Below are 21,889 nucleotides of genomic sequence, written 5' to 3' on the forward strand. Positions count from 1 at the left end.
CTGATGATCTTGATAAGCGTATTAAACAGTAAATAATTTTTACCATCTTTGACACCATGCCCATATATTTATCGTTCATACAAGCATGATGTCAGTTACTTATTATCAGTCTTAAAACGTACGAACATCCACAAAATGACCTGCCAACGCGGCGGCAGCTGCCATTGCTGGGCTTACCAAATGCGTACGACCACCATTACCCTGACGACCTTCAAAATTACGATTAGACGTTGAGGCACAGTGCTCTTGCGGCTCAAGTTTGTCTGCATTCATTGCCAGACACATTGAGCAGCCCGGCTCACGCCATTCAAAACCAGCTTCAGTAAATAATGTATCCAAGCCTTCAGCCTCTGCTTGCAACTTCACCTGTCCAGAACCTGCAACAACGATTGCTTCTTTTACATTATCAGCAACTTTACGACCTTTGATTACCGCTGCCGCATCACGTAAATCTTCGATTCGTGAATTGGTACATGAACCGATAAATATACGGTCAAGTTGAATATCCGTAATTTTCTGACCAGCTTCTAGCCCCATATAAGTATAAGCGCGTAACCAGCCTTCTTCTTGAGCGTCATCAATGGCTTGATCTGGTGTCGGTACAGATTGCGTGATATCTACCACCATCTCAGGCGATGTACCCCAAGATACTTGCGGTGCGATCTGACTACCGTCGATTTCCACTACAGTATCAAATACCGCGTCATCGTCTGAATATAGTGTACGCCAGTAGGCTTCCGCTTGTTCCCATTGTGCTTCGCTTGGCGCATATGGACGACCTTTAACATAGTCAATCGTCGTGTCATCTACCGCAACCATACCGACACGCGCGCCTGCTTCGATCGCCATGTTACAGACGGTCATACGACCTTCCATACTCATGTCTTCGAACACTTGACCTGCAAATTCAATCGCGTGTCCTGTTCCACCTGCTGTGCCGATCTTTGCAATAATAGCTAACACCACATCTTTTGAAGTAACGCCAGTGCCAAGTTGACCAGTGACGCGGATTTGCATATTTTTTGATTTCTTTTGAATCAAACACTGCGTTGCCAGTACATGCTCAACTTCAGAAGTTCCAATACCATGAGCCAAACAACCAAGTGCTCCGTGGGTCGCTGTATGCGAGTCGCCACAAACAACCGTCATACCTGGCAAGACCAAACCTTGCTCTGGACCGACCACGTGCAAAATTCCTTGACGCGCATCATTGATAGTAAATTCAGCAATATCAAACTTGGTGCAATTATCGTCCAACGTGACAACCTGCAAACGTGATACCTTGTCTTTAATACCAGGTACCCCTTCTAGGCGCTCTTTAGTGACGGTTGGCACATTGTGATCTGGACTAGCAATGTTAGCCGATAGACGCCATGGCGCTCTATTTGCCAATTCCAACCCTTCAAATGCTTGTGGACTCGTCACTTCGTGCAACAGGTGGCGGTCGATATAAATCAGGCTCGAACCATCGTCGCGCTTAGTGACTTCGTGAGCGTTCCAAAGTTTGTCATATAACGTTTGACCAACCATATTGCTATCCTTTATAGGTTATTAATTACTTAATTTTTACTTACTTGAACATTGCCAAGCTAAGATTCTATGTAAATGCTATGTCTATCCATAGTGTTTAATAATTACTGTCGTATCTAAAATTTAAATATTATTTCTTCATGAGACTCTAAATATGACTAAAATTAACGCTTAAAATACGTTTTAAATGGCAAATAGCCAATTTTTTAGAATAAATATGTCACAATATGCCTCGATGTCTTGTGATTATAGCAGGCAAATCCTATAATAATAATTGATGATTTTTAACCAGACGCAAACTTTTATTTCTAATACGTTGTGATTGGGTCAGCCAACTTTTATTTATAGCTCATAAAGTAGCTAAGGACATTCGTTTGAACACCACAAACTTGACGACATTCGTTACCGTTATGCACACTGGCAGTATCTCAGGCGCCGCAGAAAAGCTGTTTATCACGCAGCCTGCTGTCAGTAAACGTATCAAAAACTTAGAAGACGAGTTTAACATTACCTTGTTTGATACGGTAGGACGCGGAATTGTACCTACTCAAGCGGCTAGTGAAATGCTACCTCATGCCAAGCGTTGGCTAGAAGACTATGAAAATTTTAAAATCAACTTACAGCATTCTCAGCATATCGTCTCTGGCAAGTTAGTCATTGGTACTAGCCATCATATTGGCCTACATCATTTAGCACCTGTCCTGAAACACTTCATTCAAGCTTATCCAGCTGTTCAGTTAGAAGTACACTTCGTAGATTCTGAAAAAGCACACAAAGCAGTACTAGATGGTGATTTGTCTTTAGCCTTTGTTACGCTTCCACCTGTCTATGACAAGCGGCTAACCTATCATACGCTATGGTCAGACCCTCTTTACTTTATGACTGGTACGCTATCAGCGTTGGCAACCAAATCAAATGTCACTTTAGAGCAGCTGGCCCGATACCCTGCTATTCTACCGTCTGCCAATACCTTTACTAGTCAGATTACTTTGGCCGAATTTGCCAAGCACAACTTAAAGCCTTATGCCACGATGAGCACCAACCCGCTTGAGTCTATTCGTATGCTAGTGTCTGTCGGTCTTGGCTGGTCAGTACTGCCTCAAACGATGGTCAGCCAAGATTTGGAACGTATTGATATGGCAGACAATATTGAGCTGCAGCGTTATCTAGGTGTGGTCATTAATCCAAAGCTTACACAGTCTAGCAGTGTCACCGCGCTCTTAGATTTACTGGCTCCTATTGAATAAGACTCGCTAACTATAACAATATATAAATTCTACCTATTCGCATTTGAATCTATCATGCGTTATAATACGCTTAACGTTGTTTGTATAACAAAAATTTACCACAAGGACACTGATAGTCATATATTGAATACTTCTAGTAAGATATGATGGTTAACAGTAGGTTTAATGGTTTTGATTGATTGTGTAGGTTGCTAATACTCATATATAAATAGCAGATGCGAGCAATAACAATAGATAAGTGGAATGCGAAATTCCCATTGTTCTCTATCTCTATATGAGTGCTAGCCATAGAACGACATCAATCATATATAACTACAGAAGATACTGAAAAAAGCCATTATGTCTCAATTAATGGCTTTTTTTGTCTTTAAATATTGTTTTGGACATCGCCTTGTAGGACAGAACTTTTATAGTTAAAAAATAATTACAGCCAATTATGTTGGTTAAGGACAATTTATATGAACGGAGTTTCTAGTGGCGTGCTGATATCACTCGGCGCCTATTTCTTAGTGATGATTGGGATTGGCGTTTACGCTTATTTTAAGCAAGCCAATGATACTGAAGGCTATATGTTAGGGGGTCGTAACTTAGGCCCAGCAGTAACCGCACTTTCTGCAGGTGCGTCAGATATGTCAGGTTGGTTACTACTTGGCTTACCTGGTTATATGTTTGCCGATGGTGTGGTTAGTATTTGGATCGCGCTTGGTTTGACATTAGGTGCATTACTAAACTATCTCATCGTAGCACCTCGCCTTCGTGTTTATACCGAAGTGGCTGACAACGCTATCACCCTACCTGATTATTTCGCCAACCGCTTTGAAGACAAGTCGCACATGCTACGCGTCATCTCAGCAGTGGTCATCATTCTATTCTTTACCGTCTATACCGCTGCAAGTCTTGTAGGTGGTGGTAAACTCTTCGAAAGCTCACTTAACCTATCGTATAGTACTGGCCTATGGGTTACTGCTGGTGTGGTTGTGGCTTATACGTTATTCGGTGGTTTCTTAGCGGTATCTATGACCGATTTCGTACAGGGCGTCATCATGCTGTTTGCCATGGTAATCGTACCTGTCGTTGCCTTTACTGATCTTGGTGGTATTTCAGCCACTACAGAAGCGGTTAGAAATATCGACCCTACCCTTTTAGACGTTACTAGCGGTATGAGTGTCATCGGTATTATTTCGTTAATGGCATGGGGCTTAGGTTACTTTGGCCAACCGCATATTATTGTACGTTTTATGGCGATTCGTTCAGTGAGAGATGTACCGACTGCACGTAATATCGGTATGAGCTGGATGGTTGTGAGTCTTATTGGTTCACTGATGACTGGTTTTGCTGGTCGTGCTTATGTACAAAAAACTGCTATGACGTTGGATGACCCTGAGACTATCTTCTTAGTATTTACTCAGTTCTTGTTCCATCCATTGGTTTCAGGTTTCCTATTAGCAGCTATTTTAGCGGCAATTATGAGTACTATCTCATCGCAGCTATTGGTTGTGTCAAGCTCTCTAACCAAAGATGTATACAAACTATTCTTTGATAAAGACGCACCAGAAGCTCGTCAGGTATTGGTTGGTCGTGTTTCTGTCGTAGTGGTTGCGCTAGTATCTATCATGCTTGCTTCTAATCCAGACAGCTCAGTATTGAACCTAGTTTCTAACGCATGGGCAGGATTTGGTGCTGCGTTTGGTCCATTGGTTATTTTCAGTCTGACATGGCGTGGTATGAACCGTAATGGTGCTGTTGCTGGTATGGTCGTTGGTGCGTTGACTGTTATCCTATGGATTTATGGTCCTTTCCAAGTAGATGGTATGGCACTAAATAGCTGGTTATACGCTATCGTTCCAGGCTTTATCTTAAGTACTATCGCTATCTTCGCCGTTAGTATCATGACTGGTGGTCCAAGACCTTCAGTTTCTGCTAAGTACAAAGAGATGGAGCTAAACTTAAACAAATAAGTTTAAGTAAAATCTTAAGATTATTGTTATAAAAAAACCTCGTCACTATTGGCGAGGTTTTTTTATGAGTAACGACTTAGTATATTTAACCCACTACAGTAACAGAACAAGAAAAATTATGACCAATGAGACAGTTGTACGGACAAAGATAGTAGCATCTGATAGCTCTGTGATGGATATACTACGCTAGATTATCCTAGCCTATTTGGCAGTCCAACTGCTACTCACTTTTGCGAAGTAAGCCTTTATCAACAATTCTTCTTTTCTTAATATCACATTTGATTACCTATTTAGATCTTTTCCTTGTGTACCTCAAGTATGCTACGTTATTAAAAGCTCATTCGGTAAGGTACGAGTGCGTATAGGTTCTTAAATGCAAGGGTATTTGCTGTATATGGACACTAAGCTAAACTAGGCAAATAAAATGTAGCCCTGCTATATGAATTAGTACTATAAAGATTATCTTTGCTGTTGTACCTATATTTGAGCACTAACAATCAAATACTTAATAGAAAACCCATAAAAAAAGCGACCTATTGTAGGCCGCTTTTTTATTGTTTAGCAGTTATATAGAAAGATTATTTCCCTTGATAAGAAAGCTTCACACCAGCGATATAACCATCATTGTCTTCAAAATCGGCGACGATTTTGCCTGTTGGTAATTGACCTTGGGCATCACCGAACCACAGGTATTTACCACCTACAGATACTGCCCAGTTTTCCGTGACGTTATATTTGGCACCAAGACCAACACTATAGTAGCCTTCGACCGGGCCTAACGAAGTTACAGGGTTACCAGCACCACTATCCCAACCAACGGTACCACTTACTGCCAATGCTGGCGCTAAACGTTTCGCTAAGCCTAGTTCTACTTGCCACTGGTCATCTTTATATTCTACCAAGTTCAGTCCATCAGGGCCATAACTGATTTTACTAGTGTCGTTATAAAGTGGTGGTGTAATAACAAAATCACTCCATGGTACCCAGCGTACTTTTGCTGTTGCTAGTGTCGTAGGATTAATACCTGTTTGGAAATCAAAGTTGACTGATTTAGGAGTAGTAATTTCGTATTTGCTGTTTCTATTTGCTGCAGCAACCGCTTGTTCTGGAGTAGCTCCTGCTGCTGTAGCTCTAATAGCTACTAACGGATATGACTCAGATATTTGTATATCATGATCGATTTCAGAACGGTAAGTTAAAGCAGCTTTTAATGCAATTTCCGGCTTACTATAAGCAATACCTGCTATATAACCATAGTCCATATCAGGATTACTGTTTGAAGTGTAACCGCTAGCAGGACCATAAGCTAAACCGCGTAATTTGGTTTCAGACTGAGTACGCTGTGCAACTGGACCACCATAAATTTGGAAGTTTTTGTTGGCACCAAACTTCATACCCAAAATCCCTGTGAGGCTTTGGCTACGAACTTCTACATTAGTATTTTCGCCCGCGGTACTTGCTTCAGCTTGTGCTACCGCTACTGCTCCACGCAATCCATCTAACTGAGCCTGCTGTGCTGGAGTTAAAACACCCGCTGTTTCTCCTGCAGCCAGAGCACCAATTCCAGCCTGTGCCGCTGCAAGACTTGGCGCTGCGCCATTAGTAATAGAAGCAATAGAAGCGTCGACATCTCCTTGTGAGACGAAGTTACTTTGAGTATATTCAGCAGCTGCACCGAAAGGCTCATCATATAAGATACCAACACTAAAGGTATCGTTAATGTCTGCTTTTACGCCATAGCGGAAGAAATCGTAAGACTCAGCAATATCACCTGTCTTATCACCACGTACATAATCATTTTGAGAAGGGTTATTGTTAGCACTATCATAACCACTTACATCAGCATCAATATAAGTATAGACGGCTTCTGCATAGGTACCATCTTGAAAGAAAGCAGTGACATCTTGGCCTGAACGATCAAGACCAGCAGCATTAGTCATGCTAGCGACAGAGAGAGTAGCGATTGCTACTGCAAGGGTTTTCAAGTGAAAGGTAGTGCGCATTGTGTATCTCCAACGGTCCTTGTTGTATTACTACTTTGATAATCAATATATAGCATTGCTGCGCTTAACATTGAGAGTGTCAAAGTCGTGTCCTAAGTTGAATACTAATGCCTTTTTGACACTAAAACAACAATTAAAGTGCTTTATTTCTCGATTATGACTGAACAGTACAAATAAGATATAAATTAAACAATGTCGTTTACTTCTACTTTTAAATGTGAATTTTCTAAAAAAGTATTTGTTCACAGGAGAGTTTTTCCTCAGAATAAAACGGGTTCACTATGACTATAATACTGCCCACAAAAAAAGCGACCCTCAAAGGATCGCTTTTTTATCAATAACGTTTAAAATATTTGCTATATAACTAAGCTATGAATTACTGAGCTTGGTAAGAAACTTTTACACCAAGTACAAAACCGTCATTACTCTCAAAATCACTAACGATCGCTTTAGTCGGTATCTGGCCTTCAGCATCGCCAAGCCATAAGTATTTACCACCCGCTGATACTGCCCAGTTTTCAGTAACGTTATATTTGGCACCTAATCCTGCACTATAATAACCTTCAGTAGGTCCAAGTGAAGTAACAGGGTTGCCAGCACCGCTATCCCAACCAACAGTTCCACTTACTGCTAGTGCTGGTGCTAGGCGTTTAGCAAGACCTAATTCTACTTGCCACTGGTCATCATCATAGCTGACTAATGCTAAACCGTCATCATCTCCTGTCGATAGTTTACTAACGTCATTATATAGCGACGGTACGATCGCGAAATCACTCCATGGTACCCAACGCACTTTTGCAGTTACTAATGTCGTTGGATTAATACCTGTTTGGAAATCAAAGTTGATAGACTCAGGAGTTGTAATCTCGATACTACTACTTCTATTTGATGAAAGACCTAATGCTGATACAACAGGAGCTGGTATCAAGCCACTATCAACGAAAGGATAACTCTCAGATGAATTAGCACTGTGCTCAATTTCTGAACGGTATGTTAATGCCGCTTTTAATGCAATTTCAGGCTTACTATAAGCCACACCAGCCAACCAGCCATAATCTTGGTCAGCACTAATGTGCGTAGTATAGCCATTGGCAGCACTATAAGCTGTACCACGTAGCTTTACATCAGCTTGAACACGCTGAGCAACTGGACCACCATATACTTGGAAGTTTTTATTCTCACCAAGTTTTGCTCCCAATATACCTGTGATGCTTTCAGTGCGTACTTCTACATTAGTGCCTTCGCCATTTCTAGGTGAAGCAGGATTTTGATCTACAAAGTTACTTTCACCAACATAATCAGCGGCAGCACCGAAAGGCTCATCATATAAGATACCAACACTATAAGTTTCATTGATATCTGCTTTTACACCGTAACGGAAAAAATCATAAGATTCTGCGATGTCATCGATTTTATTGCCTGAGGTATCTTTACCAGTAACATCAGCATCGATATAAGTGTAGACAGCTTCTGCATAAGTGCCGTCTTGTAGGAATGCGGTGATATCTTGGCCTGAGCGATCAAGGCCAGCAGCACTAGCGACGCTAGCAACAGAAAGAGTAGCAACAGCTACTGCAAGAGTTTTTAAATGAAAGGTGTGGCGCATTTTATATCTCCAAACATCCGCATTGTTTTACTGTTTTACCAAGTATTAATTAATAGGTAATCAGCATCCGAGGTGGAAGATAGTAAAGACTTTTTAACACTAAAACAACTACAAAAACACATTATTTCTATGTTATGACCACATAGTCATCAGACAGTATCTATATATAAAAATACGTATATATTTTCCGCTATTAGATGCTTTCTTTCCAAATTCTACTTATTAATAATGTGGCGGTCTGTCTGCCATTACATCGAATGGTGCAATACCACTTTCTGTATCTTGACCTTCAATCTGTTTATAGATTAGCTGTAGTTGACGTTGCAGCGTATGAATATCTCTATCTTGTCGCGTAATAACGTCATCCAGTCGTTCGACAGTTACTTCAAGATGCGCGAGGCTCATTTGCAAATCGACTACTTGGGTTTGCAAATCATTTTGAATATCAGAAGTATCATCTGTAATTTTAGGTTGGTTCATATTTTTCTCTAAATTATAGTAAGTATTAAAGTGAAAGGATGGATCACTAAGGAGTTTGAAGAGTGCCGTAGATTAGCGATAAATCTACGAACATAGTCATGGAATAGGAGCAGTTAGTAAAAGCAATAAATAGTACTGATAAAACTATTTACTCGCACTACAGTGACGCGGTGGCATGTTATACTGCAGGCAATTTTGCAACAACCCCTACCTCACTATTATATAAGCTTAAGATACTCTATGGCACTGATTCATTTAAAAGACATTCACTTAGCCTTTGGCGTCGCGCCTGTTCTTGATGGTATTGATTTTTCTATCAATACAGGCGAGCGTGTGTGCTTGATTGGCCGCAACGGCGAAGGTAAATCCACTTTGTTTAAACTGATCAATGGCTCATTGCAGCCTGACAGTGGCGAAATTATTACCAACAGTAGCATGCGTGTAGCGATGCTAGAGCAAGACGTTCCCGAGACCAGTGGTCGCATATTAGACATCGTTATGGGCGGTAGTCGTCGTACGGCTGATTTGCTCATTAACTATAATAAGCAAGTCGATATGTGCGCGAATGGTGATATGGATGCCTGTGAGCATATGGCGACCCTACAGCATGATATCGATGCGGTACATGGTTGGGACTTAGAACGCGATGCCATGCGTCTAATTACGACCATGGGCCTTAATCCAGAAGACGACTTATCATCTCTATCTGGTGGTCGTAAGCGCCGCGTGTTACTTGCTCGTGCGCTAGTTACCAAGCCTGATGTACTACTACTAGATGAGCCAACCAACCATTTAGATGTTGAAAGTATCGAATGGTTAGAGCGCTTTTTGCTTGATTGGCAAGGCCTGACGTTGTTGTTCGTGACTCATGATAGAGCATTCGTAAATAAGCTATCGACTCGCATTATTGAGCTTGATCGTGGCCAATTGACCAGCTATGACGTAACACAAGGTGAAGGTGGTTACGCACGCTATCAAGAGCTAAAAGAGCTACAGTTGCAGGCTGAAGAAAAAAACAATGCCAACTTTGATAAAAAACTGGCACAAGAAGAAGTTTGGATTCGCCAAGGTATCAAAGCACGTCGCACCCGTAATGAGGGCCGTGTCCGTGAACTAAAAGCCTTACGTGAAGAGCGTAGCGATCGCCGTGAGCAAGTGGGCAATGTAAATATCACAATGGGTCAAGGCGAGAAGAGCGGTAAGCTTGTCTGTAAAGTTAAAAACTTACATCTTGAATATGACGGCAACGTACTAGTAGATGATTTTACGACCACTATTATGCGTGGCGATAAAATCGGTATTGTCGGCCCTAACGGTGCCGGCAAGACTACGCTTATTAAAGCCCTACTCGATATGTCTGATGCCGAAGTTACCAAGTCTGGTAGCGTCGAATTAGGTACTAACCTGAAAATCGCATTCTTCGATCAGCTGCGTGATCAGTTAGATCTTGAAGCAAGCGTTGCACAAAACGTTTCGGAAGGTTCTGACTTTGTCGAAGTTGGTGGCCGTAAGACGCACATCATGAGCTACTTGCAAGATTTCTTATTTGCACCAGAACGCGCACGTACACCTGTCAAAGCCTTGTCTGGTGGTGAGCGTAATCGAGTACTACTGGCCAAGCAGTTATTGAAACCTGCCAATATTTTGGTACTCGATGAGCCGACCAACGATTTGGATATGGCAACACTTGAGCTATTAGAAGAGTCAGTCGCCAGCTTTGGTGGTACGATTTTGCTGATCAGTCATGATCGTTCATTCATGGATAACGTCGTTACCTCTACGTGGGTGTTTGGCGAAGATGAAGATGGTAAAGGAGTGGTCAGTGAGTATGTAGGTGGTTATCAAGAGTACCTCGTACAAAAAAACCGTGAAGAAGCATCCCGTGCTGCCAAAGCACCTGCCAACAATGCAGCAAGCAATAAAGCGACAAACAAGTCTGGCACAGCAGCGAAACCAAATAAGGCAGCCAAAAAGCTAAATTATAATGATCAACGCGAACTGGATAATTTGCCAAAAGAAATCGCTGCACTCGAAGCCGAACAAGCTCAGTTGCAAGAAAAGCTGGCCGATGGCTCTTGGTTCAATACTGACTTTGATGCGGCGACAGCTGCTAGTGAGCGTCTCTTAACCATCGAAGATGAGGTGATGCACAAGCTTGAACGCTGGAGTGAGCTAGAAGGCTAGTATTAGCAATTTTCTAGCTGAGTTTATTGAGATATCGCATATGTATTTTGCATTGCGTATTTCGATAAATAAGTTCCTGATAATTTGACAAAACATTATTAATCATTATGAAGACATCACCACTTTATTATATAGAGTGGTGATATTTGTTTTACAGCAACTTACAAAGTAGTTAGATGGTGAAAGTTAGTGAACATTACCTTAATTTCAAGTATCATTCGCTATTGCTGAAAATCCTTATTATTTATAAGGTCATCACATCATAATCCTTGTTAAAGCAAAGTTAGCGTTAAACGTTGATAATCCAACTGTTTTGGTTTGATTGTCATATTCAACCTTCTAATATGTCCTATTGAGGTTGCTTTATTTTTAACGCAATAATTTATTTTATCACCGAAATAGCTTAGAATAGCAACAATTAGCAAAATTAGGCACAGCTAAAGTGGCTTGATATTGTATATTTTCTAAGCCACAAACCCAGTGTGGGATAATCCCATTTCATTCACCTGGAGGAAGTATTAATGAGCCAAGCCGAAGGCGTTAATGTACAACGCCGTAGAGTTCTTATTGCCTCAACTGCCGCGATTGGTGCAGCTGGGGTAGCTGCCGTGGCGACACCTTTTGTCCGTTCTTGGTACCCAAGCGCTAAAGCTGAGGCTGCAGGGGCTGCAGTGACCCAAGATATTGGTTCTATCGAAGATGGACAAATGATCGTCGTCAAATACCGTGGTAAACCTATTTATGTGGTTAAGCGCACCGAAGACATGGTTGCAGGACTAGAGTCAGTCAAACCTCTATTATCTGATCCTGAGTCTGATGCGTCTCTACAACCTGAATATTGCAAAAATCCTACTCGCTCTTTAGATCCAACCGTATTGGTTGTCGAAGGCGTTTGCACACATTTGGGCTGTGCACCAAACTACCGTCCTGATGTGGGCGCGGTGGATTTAGGTGGTAATGATTGGTACGGCGGATTTTTCTGTCCGTGTCACGGGTCAAAATATGACTTAGCAGGTCGCGTATATAGCGGCGTCCCTGCACCACTTAATTTACCCGTTCCAGAATATGGTATGGATGGTACCATCTTGACGGTTGGGGAGGCTTAATATGAGTATGGGTAAAAAGTTAATGCATTGGGTGGACGCGCGTTTTCCAGCGACCGAAACCTATGAATACCATATGTCAAAGTACTACGCACCAAAGAACTTTAACTTTTGGTACTTCTTTGGCGTGTTATCAATGATTGTACTGGTCAACCAATTGGTGACTGGTATATGGCTTACGATGATGTACAACCCAAGTGCCGAAGGGGCATTTGCGTCTGTTGAATACATTATGCGTGACGTAAAAGGTGGTTGGCTCATTCGCTATATGCACTCAACTGGCGCATCTGCGTTTTTCGTCGTTGTATACCTGCATATGTTTAGAGCCTTGCTATACGGTTCATACCAAAAACCTCGTGAGCTTATCTGGCTCATTGGTATGGGTATCTACCTAGCACTTATGGCAGAAGGTTTCTTCGGTTACCTACTACCTTGGGGCAACATGTCATTCTGGGGTGCACAGGTTATCTTGAACTTACCTGCAGCGCTACCTGTTATTGGTGATGGCCTTGCTGAATGGGTACGTGGTGACTATATCATCTCTGGTATTACCCTAAACCGTTTCTTTGCTCTACACGTTGTTGCTATTCCATTAGTACTCGTGGGCCTAGTATTTATGCATATTGTGGCGTTGCACCATGTGGGTTCGAACAACCCTGATGGCATCGACATCAAAAAGCTAAAAGATAAAAATGGTGTACCATTAGACGGTATCGAATTCCATCCGTACTACACTGTACATGACATGGTTGGTATCGTAGTATTCTTTATCTGTTTCTTTGCAGTGGTATTCTTCTTCCCAGAAGGCGGCGGTTTCTTCCTTGAGCCACCAAACTTTGAGACAGCGAACTCACTAAAAACACCAGCGCATATTGCACCAGTATGGTACTACACGCCTTTCTACGCTATCTTGCGTGCTGTTCCTGATAAGCTTGGTGGTGTTATCGCAATGGGTGCTGCAATTGCTGTATTGTTCTTGATTCCATGGCTTGATAGATCGCCTGTACGCTCTATGCGTTATAAAGGTATCTTGTCTAAAATCGCGCTTACTGTATTTGCTATTAGCTTTGTTGTATTGGGCTACTTGGGTGCGACGCCTGCTACCCCAACTGCAACTATCATGGCTCGTGTATTCACGATTCTATATTTCTTGTTCTTCTTACTGATGCCGTTCTACACTGCCATCGAGAAGTGTAAACAGCCACCAGAACGCGTTACCGGAGGTCACTAATGAGCACGCTAATTAAATCCCTAGCTGGTCTAGGCTTAGGCGCGGCATTGACGTTGACTGCTGGTACGGCAATGGCGGCTGGTGGTCACGGATGTGGCACATTTACTAACGCTGAAGGTGTTGAAGAGCATTTGGCTTGTAGTACTGCTCCTATTGATTTTACCAATAAGGGCTCGCTACAAAACGGTGCAAAAATCTTTATGAACTACTGCGCTGGGTGTCACTCAGCTAAGTATGTTCGTCACTCACGCATTGCCAAAGATTTAGAGATACCGCCTGAGTTGGTTGAAAAGTATCTGATGGTTACCACCGATCAAATCGGTGACCACATTACTGCTGAGATCGATCCTGAGATTCAAGCGTCTTGGTTTGGCGCAGCGCCGCCTGATCTATCACTTGAGACACGTCTACGTGGCGATGATTGGGTATATACTTACCTACTATCGTTCTATGAAGATCCAAGCCGTCCTTGGGGTGCAAACAACTTAGTACTGGCCAATGCAGCGATGCCTCACGTATTGCATAATATGCAAGAAGAGTTGAGCCAAGAAGAGTTTGAATCTGAGGTTGGTGACTTGGTTAACTTTATGGCGTGGATGGGCGAACCTGCTCGTCATGACCGTCAAGTAATTGGTTTCTTTGTAATTCTATTCTTATTAGTACTGCTCATCCCAGTTTACTTATTGAATAAAGAATTCTGGAAAGATGTTAAATAAGTCATAGTCAGCAGACAGTTCTGAGAAATAAAAAAGGCACTACTTCGGTAGTGCTTTTTTGTGCCTTGATATAGAGAATAAATACTAGATATGCCGGAAAATAAGTCGCTCAGCGCTAATGTTTACGTACACTACCTTGATAAACGTTGCGAGTTTGTTTACGATGACAACCTTCACTATTAACATTAGGCTTTCATGATTGATGCGAATGACATTCCAAGTAGTCAGCTAATTTTGTATGCTGATGACGGCTACGACAGTCATGTGGTACGCCTATTACTTGAAGAAAAAAAGCTCGCTTACTATTTGTCTCGCTTACATTCTGAGCGCCCTGAAGATTTGACTGAGCTAAACCCCTATCATACCTTGCCTGTATTACAGCAGCGTGAGATTGCGCTTTATGAGATTAACGTCATTTTTGAGTATCTTGAAGAGCGCTATCATACAAATAAACTGCTCCCTGAGACACCGCAAGAGCGTGCACAATTTCGCCAATTGGCTTGGCGCATTCAGCGTGATTGGTTAGTACTTGGCAAGCGTCTGCTGACGCATCCAGATAGCTTTAATAAAGCACAGGCTGCCGTTGCCAAAAAACAGCTTAGTGATTCGTTGATTACTCTGTCACCGCTGTTCGCTCATAAGCCTTATTTTATGGCTGATGAGTTTGGCTGGTGTGACGTGTTATTAGCACCACTATTATGGCGATTAGACGAGATGGGTATTGAGCTGCCACGTGCCATTAGCCGTCCATTGTTTGAATACCAAACAAGAGTGTTTGAGCGCAGTAGCTTCCAAAAAAGCGTGTGTTGATTAGACAAGTATCAAAAGCTGTCCTAAAATAAAGTATAAATAAGATAAACGTTAATTAGCATTTGTCATTTGATAAATTGCTGAACGAGATATTTTTCATTATTAAAAATTATTAGTATAGGAAATCATTAGATGAGCGAAACCACCTCTATTACACCTACCCGCCCTTATATGGTACGCGCACTATATCAATGGATAGAAGACAACGCTCTGACACCATATTTGATGGTCGATGCCACTGCTGACAATGTGCAAATACCAACCGAGCATGTGCAAGACGGTCGCATTGTATTAAATATCGCTAGCCGTGCTACTGGTAACATGAGCATGGAAAATGACTATATTCATTTTAGTGCGCGCTTTGGCGGCGTCTCACAAGAGATTTGGGTGCCACTTACTGCGGTGATGGGGATTTATGCTAAAGAGAATTCGCAAGGGATGTTCTTTGATCCAAAAGAATATGATAACTATCAGCCAGAAGACGATTCAGCACCAATGTCTAACAACAGTCCTGCCAAAGCACCTAAACCAAAGCGCGATAATAAAGCGGGTTTAAAGGTCTTAAAGTAGAAAGTCTTGAAATAAATAGAACCTTAGACCAGTTTTATTTAACACAATAAAAAAGCTAGCCATATTTAATATGACTAGCTTTTTTATTAACTATTTAAAGGCTTATTAACTTTCTATAACTGATAAGCTTTTAAACGGACGCTTACTGACTAGGTTCTTGGCAGTGTCACGCCACGTTGACCTTGGTATTTGCCACCGCGATCTTTATAACTGGTCTCGCAGACATCATCAGCATCGCTTTGGAAGAACAGCATTTGCGCAACGCCTTCGCCAGCATAGATACGGGCTGGCAGATTGGTGGTATTACTAAATTCTAAAGTGACGTGCCCTTCCCACTCTGGCTCAAGCGGCGTTACGTTGACGATAATACCACAGCGCGCGTAAGTCGACTTACCTAGGCAAATAGTCAATACATCACGCGGAATACGGAAATACTCCATAGTACGAGCTAAAGCAAACGAATTAGGTGGAATAATGCACTCATCACCAACAATATCGATAAAGCTTTTATCATCGAAGTTTTTAGGATCAACGACCACTGAATGTACGTTGGTAAAAACTTTAAATTCAGGAGCACAGCGCACATCATAACCGTAGCTTGAGGTGCCGTAGCTAACCAAACGCTCGCCTGCATCATTAAAGCGTACTTGACCTGGCTCGTATGGCTCAATCATGCCGTGCTCTTCGGCCATTTTACGAATCCAGCGGTCAGACTTGATAGACATTGTTGTTCCTTAGCAAATATTTAATAGCGGTTATGATAACAGTATTTTGATAGCGACGATTATACGGAATTGATAACTGAATTTATAGAGGAGCGGCTACTTAAAACTGAATACAGCCAATAATCTCATTTACCCCCATGTTATATCTCAGAAGCTACCATTTAGCAAAATGATCTTCTGCGAGCCCCATGACATTATCAAGCCTAATAACTTCATCTCTTATTCGAATTTCACCACTATAAAAACCTATCCATTGCTCAAAGATACTGGCTATCACACCAAAATTATCAGTCTTTTTATAGACGGTAATCGGTGTGAAGCTCAAATCAATATCGACATTGCTCCACCCTAGATTTTGATGATAAATACGCCACGGCTTTGTGGCGCTAGCGTCAGTTTCTATACCTTCTATACTTGGCTTAAGACTGTCTGGCTGACTTGATCGAATATTTGAACCCTCACGAGCAAACATAACGGGTGGTAAATAGAATATCTGCCCATCAAGCCAGCAAGCATTTTCACTGGCTCCTGTCTCATTGACACCCATAGACAGATTGAGCAAAAAGCGACGGCCATCTGACAAATAGCTAGTGATACAGCTCCAAAACCAATTGGTCTCATGACGCATATAGCCGAGCGTCCAATCTAGATTGGCAATAGTGGCATCGGTGAAAGTTATTTTTTGAGGTTGAGCGTCAGGAGCATCAGTATGAAACTTTGACTTGGTTTTAATAAGTAAATGCCCAGATAGTGCGGTCAACGGCTCTTTTTGCGTAAACGTCCAGCCACGCCTACCAGTCGGCGTACATATGGCTAACGGTTGTGCGCTTCGTGCTAACGCTGCCGTGATTGCAACATACTGACTGTCGAGCGCAATAGTCATCTGAGCAGGACTAAAATCCAAGGTGACGCTGAGCTTTGTATGTGTAAATGCCATCTGCCCTTGATAACCATCACCATCTAAGTGCGTATGATGCGTCAAAGGCTGTAGCGCCTCACAGACTTCCAGCTGCTGAGTATCCTCATTATAAATGTAAACGAAAGCAATAGTCGCAAGCTTAATCGTTGCGAGCGCGAGGCACACTCGATAAGGGGGCTGGAGTATCTGAATGAAGCAGAACTGGTTGGCTTTTAGTTCTTTACGCCAATTAGGTAAGGACTTTTGCGAAATAAGATGACTGTAATAATCCAGATAATTGATGCTTTTGACTTGGGAGAAAACACCAAAAACAGGCTGACCATTTTGGATAAGATATTCGAGATTTGCCAGTTTTAATTTGGCGGCAGTATACGGTTTGTCGTGGCTTTTATTCATGATATCGGCATCCTAGCCAAATTTTTCTAAAGGTACTATCTGTCCTTGATAGCTCACGGTGCTATGTAAAATTCTTCTTTTTGCCTGTACAGAACCCACAAAAAACGCTTCAGTTATCACCTTAACTTCAATATTGGTTAATCCATCTGCTAGTGTTTCTGTAACATTGATTGATGCAAGCGCACTCATCCATAAAAAGTGTCTTGGAAACTTTTTTAACAGCTCAGCGAGAGCCTTTGCGAATTTGTTAAAATCGGCAATTACCATTCGGCGATTGCTAAAGTCAGCATTAATCTGATAGCGTTTGCTACTGCCATCTTTATAGTAGCAAACGGCAATCAACTGATTGTTTGAGAGTTCAATGATGTATATCGGTGGGCGAAATAATCGTAAGACTCTATACTGCTTGGGAGTATTGTCTAAATGGCTTTGATAAATAGATAAGTTCAAGATATCCTCTTTTTAGACAATACATTCACTTTAAAAGTCGCCAGCTTAGGCTACTTCTCCATCATCAAAAAATCCGCTTATCATCGACAGGCTTTGCAAATTTATTGATATTGGTTTCGATGTTTTTGGCAATATCTAGGTAATATTGTGCAAACTCATCATCAGCCAATACGCTTGGCTCACCTTTATCCACTTGTGCACGAATGCCACTGGCAAGCGGTAGCTGACCCAATAGCGGTACCTGATACTGCTCAGCGATAAACTCACCGCCACCCGTACCAAAGATCGCTTCAGTGTGGTTACAGTTGCTACAAGTGTGTAGCGCCATATTTTCAACCACACCAAGCACAGGAATGTTGGTTTTATTGAACATCTCAACGCCTTTTTGCGCATCGAGCAAGGCAACATGCTGCGGTGTCGTGACAATGACAGCACCCGTGACTGGAATACGCTGCGCCAATGTCAGCTGTATATCACCCGTACCTGGTGGCATATCAATCACTAGATAGTCTAGCTGCGGCCAGTTGGTTTGATTATATAGCTGCATCAATGCACCCGTGGCTTTTGGTCCACGCCATGCAACCGGGGTATTATCTCCATCAAGCAAACTACCGATAGAGAGCATTGCCATACCATGCGCATCAACTGGCACGAACTGCTCGTTTTCTAGTTGCGGCTTCACATCAGCAACGCCCAACATCGTTGGCATACTAGGACCATAGATATCTGCATCCAGTACACCAACACGATTGCCAAGCTTCTGTAGTGCTAGTGCGATATTGACCGTGGTGGTTGATTTGCCAACACCGCCCTTACCTGATGCCACGACAATAATATGACGGATACGAGGATGCGCTGCCAACGATGCTTGGGTAGGTGCCGCTTTTGTAATCGGTGGCTCAGCGTTAGTGTTACTAGCATTGTTATCAGCGCCAGATGAAGACTGAGATTCCATCGCATTGGTTGTCTTTGGCATCTGCTTTGGTAAGCTCGAGCCTGAACCTTTTTCTGGCGCAGGCAGACGCACATTCATATGAATCGTGGTAATACCATGCAGATGTAGCAACTGTCCAAGCTCCTGCTGGATAACTTCAGGATTGCTATCTTTTGGCAAACGTAGGTCTAAGGTAAGTGCTTCGCCATCACGCTCAAGCCCTGTGACCATCGTGGCAATACTGACAGCACCTATTTCATATCCAAGTAGGACTTTGTCGACGGCACTATCACGCTCTGCCTGCTGCTGAGGCGTTTCGGTTTTTGTGGTTTTTTTCTTCATAAAGTTAAACATAGCTACTATTATGGCCTATACAAGTGGGTAGATCTGGCAAATTGCTCAAGCCGTCTCATTGCATACCTCGCAACCGATAGCGTTAATAAGTACATTTGCCAAACCTTCTATCGTGACAGTGTAGCTGAATTGGACTCATAAAAAAACCACAACGCCAGTAGGTCTGACGTTGTGGTATATGCAAATTGTATATATATTAATTCATAAACCAACCATGACTGGCCACGATAGATTGTCCAGTGAATACATTGGTTGGGAAGGCCGCTAAAAATAGCGCCAATTGGGCAATATCTTCTACTGTCGTAAATTCTTTATCTACGGTATTGACCAACATGATATCGTTAATAACCGACTCTTCACTGATGCCTTTTTCAGCTGCTTGCTCTGGGATTTGTTTTTCTACCAATGGCGTTTTGACAAACCCTGGACAAATCACATGCGAGCGTACCTTATGCGCTGCACCTTCTTTGGCCAACACACGGCACAGCCCTAGTAGTCCGTGCTTCGCGGTTACATAAGGGGCTTTATATAATGATGCCTCATGCGAGTGCGCAGAGCCCATATAAATAACTGTGCCGCCCTTATCACCTTTATACATGTGCTTAATCGCTGCTTTCGTGGTCAAAAAAGCGCCATCTAAGTGGATATTAAGCATTTTCTTCCAATCGCTAAACGCCATTTTATCAATAGGGTCGATGATCTGAATACCAGCATTAGAAACCAAAATATCAATACTACCAAAAGTATCAACTAGCTGTTGTACACCATCGTTTACTGCATCTTCTGAGGTAACATCCATGGCAATTGCTATAGCACGTCCACCAGCAGCTTCAATAGCATCAACGGTTTTTTGTGCCGCTTCGAGATTGATATCAGCAATACCAACCGCTGCGCCTGCTTTTGCATAAGTTTCAGCGATGTCACGTCCGATACCACTTGCAGAGCCAGTGACTAATGCTACTTTGCCTGTCAAATCTTGTTCTAATTGGGTCGCCATACATATTCCTTATCATGGTCTAAAATATTATTAGTTTTTATAAAATTGAACTGAACAAATACGCCACTATAATCATAGTGGCGTATTTATTTGCGGGATAAAACATATTAATCTTACGACAGTCACTTTACTGTACAGAGTTTACTGAATAATACTTACTGGCGTTTTTTCTTGTAGTTCGTCAAAGCTCACACCATCTGCTAACTCAACCAGCTTTAGGCCATTATCAGTAACGTCTAATACAGCAAGCTCGGTGATGATACGATCAACCACGCCTTTTCCTGTCAATGGTAGCTCGCAATTGGCTAGAATTTTTGGTTCACCATGTTTATTGACCTGCTCCATCAATACAATCACACGCTGCACACCTGCGACCAAATCCATCGCCCCGCCCATGCCTTTAACCATCTTCTTGGGAATCATCCAGTTGGCAAGGTCGCCTTTTTCTGAGACTTCCATTGCACCCAATATTGCCAAGTTGACATGACCGCCACGAATCATTGAAAAAGACTCTGAGCTACTAAAATAGCTAGCACCAGCTTCTGCGGTTACTGTTTGCTTGCCCGCATTAATCAAGTCCGCATCTACGTTTTCTGCTGTAGGGAACTCACCAATACCTAGCAAGCCATTCTCTGATTGTAGCCATACGTCCACGCCTTCAGGAATGTAGTTGGCGACCAACGTTGGTAGACCGATGCCTAGGTTCACATAGTAGCCATCTTGTAGCTCTTTTGCAGCGCGTTGCGCCATTTGCTCTCTTGTCCATGCCATGCTGATTTCCTTATTTTTTTACGATATTCTATTTTTATTCATTTAGACAGCCAGTTATTTAATCAATTGGCTGTCTAAACTATTATCCATCTAAAATTAACTGTTGATTTCACGTATGATTAAGCTCCGACCACGTTTTTATTTACGCGCCTTCTACAGCTTTAGTCGTGGTTTTTTCGATACGTTTTTCAGGGCTAGCATTCAATACAATACGTTGAACAAAAATACCCGGTAGATGCACTTCATCTGGATCAAACGTACCTGTTTCGACGATTTCTTCGACTTCAACGATCGTGATTTTACCGGCCATCGCGCAGTCTGGGTTAAAGTTACGAGCGGTTTTGTTAAATATTAGGTTGCCCGCTTTGTCAGCTTTTTGCGCTTTAATTAGAGCGACATCAGCGCGTAAGGAATGCTCTAGCACATAAGTACGACCATCAAAGTCACGAGTCTCTTTGCCTTCAGCGACCAGAGTACCTACACCTGTTGCGGTATAAAACGCAGGGATACCTGCACCACCTGAACGCAATTTTTCAGCCAAGGTTCCTTGTGGCGTCAACTCAACTTCTAACTCGCCTGCCAAATACTGGCGCTCAAACTCTTTGTTCTCGCCCACATAAGATGAAATCATTTTTTTGATTTGGCGCGTCTGTAGCAATAGCCCTAGACCGAAGTCATCGACACCAGCGTTATTACTGATACAAGTAAGCTCTTTAACTTTGCTATCACGCAGCGCTTCGATTAATGCTTCTGGAATACCGCATAGACCGAATCCACCAATCGCGAGCGTTTGCCCGTCACTGACGACGCCTTTTAGCGCTTCTTCGGCACTGTTATATACTTTTGACTGACTCATGCTTGTCTCCTATGACTGTTATTTATATTTTTAATCCGTGCATATATTA

Annotated in this window: 19 protein-coding genes; 8 read left to right on the top strand and 11 right to left on the bottom strand. The window is 42.3% G+C overall.

All coding sequences use genetic code 11. The annotated features are described in order from the left end of the window. Positions 1 to 111 precede the first annotated feature (111 nt). Entirely contained in the window at positions 112 to 1,530 is a 1,419-nt protein-coding gene (gene leuC / locus ACHEVO_RS05485) for a 3-isopropylmalate dehydratase large subunit (RefSeq protein ID WP_394124226.1), read from the bottom strand. Positions 1,531 to 1,904: 374 nt separating this feature from the next. On the opposite strand from leuC, the gene ACHEVO_RS05490 reads away from it, so the two are divergent. Continuing rightward, positions 1,905 to 2,777, top strand: a complete 873-nt coding sequence (locus tag ACHEVO_RS05490; RefSeq protein ID WP_057759318.1) for a LysR family transcriptional regulator — start codon at positions 1,905 to 1,907, stop codon at positions 2,775 to 2,777. 458 nt (positions 2,778 to 3,235) lie between these two features. Further along, a complete protein-coding gene (gene putP, locus ACHEVO_RS05495; RefSeq protein ID WP_298807952.1) occupies positions 3,236 to 4,735 on the top strand; it encodes a sodium/proline symporter PutP in 1,500 nt (499 codons plus the stop codon). A gap of 578 nt (positions 4,736 to 5,313) precedes the next feature. Here the strand turns inward: putP and ACHEVO_RS05500 are convergent. The 3 genes from ACHEVO_RS05500 to ACHEVO_RS05510 all read right to left on the bottom strand — a co-directional run bounded on the left by ACHEVO_RS05500 (position 5,314) and on the right by ACHEVO_RS05510 (position 8,824). Beyond that, complete coding sequence (locus tag ACHEVO_RS05500) at positions 5,314 to 6,738, bottom strand: outer membrane protein transport protein (protein ID WP_394124227.1); 1,425 nt, start codon at positions 6,736 to 6,738, stop codon at positions 5,314 to 5,316. Between the two features lie 376 nt (positions 6,739 to 7,114). After that, a complete protein-coding gene (locus ACHEVO_RS05505) occupies positions 7,115 to 8,344 on the bottom strand; it encodes an OmpP1/FadL family transporter (protein WP_296207946.1) in 1,230 nt (409 codons plus the stop codon). Positions 8,345 to 8,566: 222 nt separating this feature from the next. Next, positions 8,567 to 8,824: a SlyX family protein gene (locus tag ACHEVO_RS05510; protein ID WP_394124228.1), complete on the bottom strand. Its 258-nt coding sequence runs from the start codon at positions 8,822 to 8,824 to the stop codon at positions 8,567 to 8,569. Positions 8,825 to 9,064: 240 nt separating this feature from the next. Here ACHEVO_RS05510 and ACHEVO_RS05515 point away from each other — a divergent pair, with 240 nt between their 5' ends. The 6 genes from ACHEVO_RS05515 (at position 9,065) to ACHEVO_RS05540 (ending at position 15,438) form a co-directional block, all read left to right on the top strand. After that, the gene (locus ACHEVO_RS05515; protein ID WP_394124229.1) at positions 9,065 to 11,008 is read left to right on the top strand and encodes an ATP-binding cassette domain-containing protein; all 1,944 of its coding nucleotides are present in this window, start codon (positions 9,065 to 9,067) and stop codon (positions 11,006 to 11,008) included. A 521-nt stretch (positions 11,009 to 11,529) separates the two neighbouring features. Continuing rightward, complete coding sequence (gene petA / locus ACHEVO_RS05520) at positions 11,530 to 12,114, top strand: ubiquinol-cytochrome c reductase iron-sulfur subunit (RefSeq protein ID WP_057759305.1); 585 nt, start codon at positions 11,530 to 11,532, stop codon at positions 12,112 to 12,114. Between the two features lie 22 nt (positions 12,115 to 12,136). Then, complete coding sequence (locus ACHEVO_RS05525; RefSeq protein WP_178379291.1) at positions 12,137 to 13,342, top strand: cytochrome b; 1,206 nt, start codon at positions 12,137 to 12,139, stop codon at positions 13,340 to 13,342. Then, positions 13,342 to 14,058, top strand: coding sequence for a cytochrome c1 (locus ACHEVO_RS05530; protein WP_298807958.1), 717 nt, complete (start codon positions 13,342 to 13,344; stop codon positions 14,056 to 14,058). The genes ACHEVO_RS05525 and ACHEVO_RS05530 overlap by 1 nt, the downstream gene beginning before the upstream one ends. A 195-nt stretch (positions 14,059 to 14,253) precedes the next feature. Continuing rightward, entirely contained in the window at positions 14,254 to 14,868 is a 615-nt protein-coding gene (locus ACHEVO_RS05535; RefSeq protein ID WP_394124230.1) for a glutathione S-transferase N-terminal domain-containing protein, read from the top strand. A gap of 132 nt (positions 14,869 to 15,000) precedes the next feature. Further along, the gene (locus tag ACHEVO_RS05540; RefSeq protein WP_102078541.1) at positions 15,001 to 15,438 is read left to right on the top strand and encodes a ClpXP protease specificity-enhancing factor; all 438 of its coding nucleotides are present in this window, start codon (positions 15,001 to 15,003) and stop codon (positions 15,436 to 15,438) included. A gap of 149 nt (positions 15,439 to 15,587) precedes the next feature. On the opposite strand, the gene dcd is transcribed toward ACHEVO_RS05540, so the two are convergent. The 7 genes from dcd to ACHEVO_RS05575 form a co-directional block, all read right to left on the bottom strand. Beyond that, positions 15,588 to 16,163: a dCTP deaminase gene (gene dcd / locus ACHEVO_RS05545; RefSeq protein WP_058024138.1), complete on the bottom strand. Its 576-nt coding sequence runs from the start codon at positions 16,161 to 16,163 to the stop codon at positions 15,588 to 15,590. 154 nt (positions 16,164 to 16,317) lie between these two features. Beyond that, positions 16,318 to 17,478 (bottom strand): DUF2804 domain-containing protein, encoded by a 1,161-nt coding sequence (locus ACHEVO_RS05550; protein WP_394124231.1) that lies wholly within the window; start codon positions 17,476 to 17,478, stop codon positions 16,318 to 16,320. A 12-nt stretch (positions 17,479 to 17,490) separates the two neighbouring features. Then, positions 17,491 to 17,928 carry a hypothetical protein gene (locus tag ACHEVO_RS05555; RefSeq protein WP_394124232.1) on the bottom strand — a complete coding sequence of 146 codons (438 nt, stop codon included), beginning with the start codon at positions 17,926 to 17,928 and terminating at the stop codon, positions 17,491 to 17,493. A gap of 64 nt (positions 17,929 to 17,992) precedes the next feature. Then, positions 17,993 to 19,216 carry an iron-sulfur cluster carrier protein ApbC gene (gene apbC, locus ACHEVO_RS05560; RefSeq protein ID WP_394124233.1) on the bottom strand — a complete coding sequence of 408 codons (1,224 nt, stop codon included), beginning with the start codon at positions 19,214 to 19,216 and terminating at the stop codon, positions 17,993 to 17,995. A 196-nt stretch (positions 19,217 to 19,412) separates the two neighbouring features. Beyond that, complete coding sequence (locus tag ACHEVO_RS05565; RefSeq protein WP_296207954.1) at positions 19,413 to 20,213, bottom strand: 3-hydroxybutyrate dehydrogenase; 801 nt, start codon at positions 20,211 to 20,213, stop codon at positions 19,413 to 19,415. Between the two features lie 141 nt (positions 20,214 to 20,354). Next, the gene (locus tag ACHEVO_RS05570) at positions 20,355 to 20,984 is read right to left on the bottom strand and encodes a 3-oxoacid CoA-transferase subunit B (RefSeq protein ID WP_165597057.1); all 630 of its coding nucleotides are present in this window, start codon (positions 20,982 to 20,984) and stop codon (positions 20,355 to 20,357) included. A gap of 142 nt (positions 20,985 to 21,126) precedes the next feature. Then, entirely contained in the window at positions 21,127 to 21,840 is a 714-nt protein-coding gene (locus tag ACHEVO_RS05575) for a CoA transferase subunit A (RefSeq protein WP_057759287.1), read from the bottom strand. Between the last annotated feature and the right edge of the window lie 49 nt (positions 21,841 to 21,889).

The organism is Psychrobacter nivimaris, from assembly GCF_043419765.1.
Lineage (GTDB): Bacteria > Pseudomonadota > Gammaproteobacteria > Pseudomonadales > Moraxellaceae > Psychrobacter.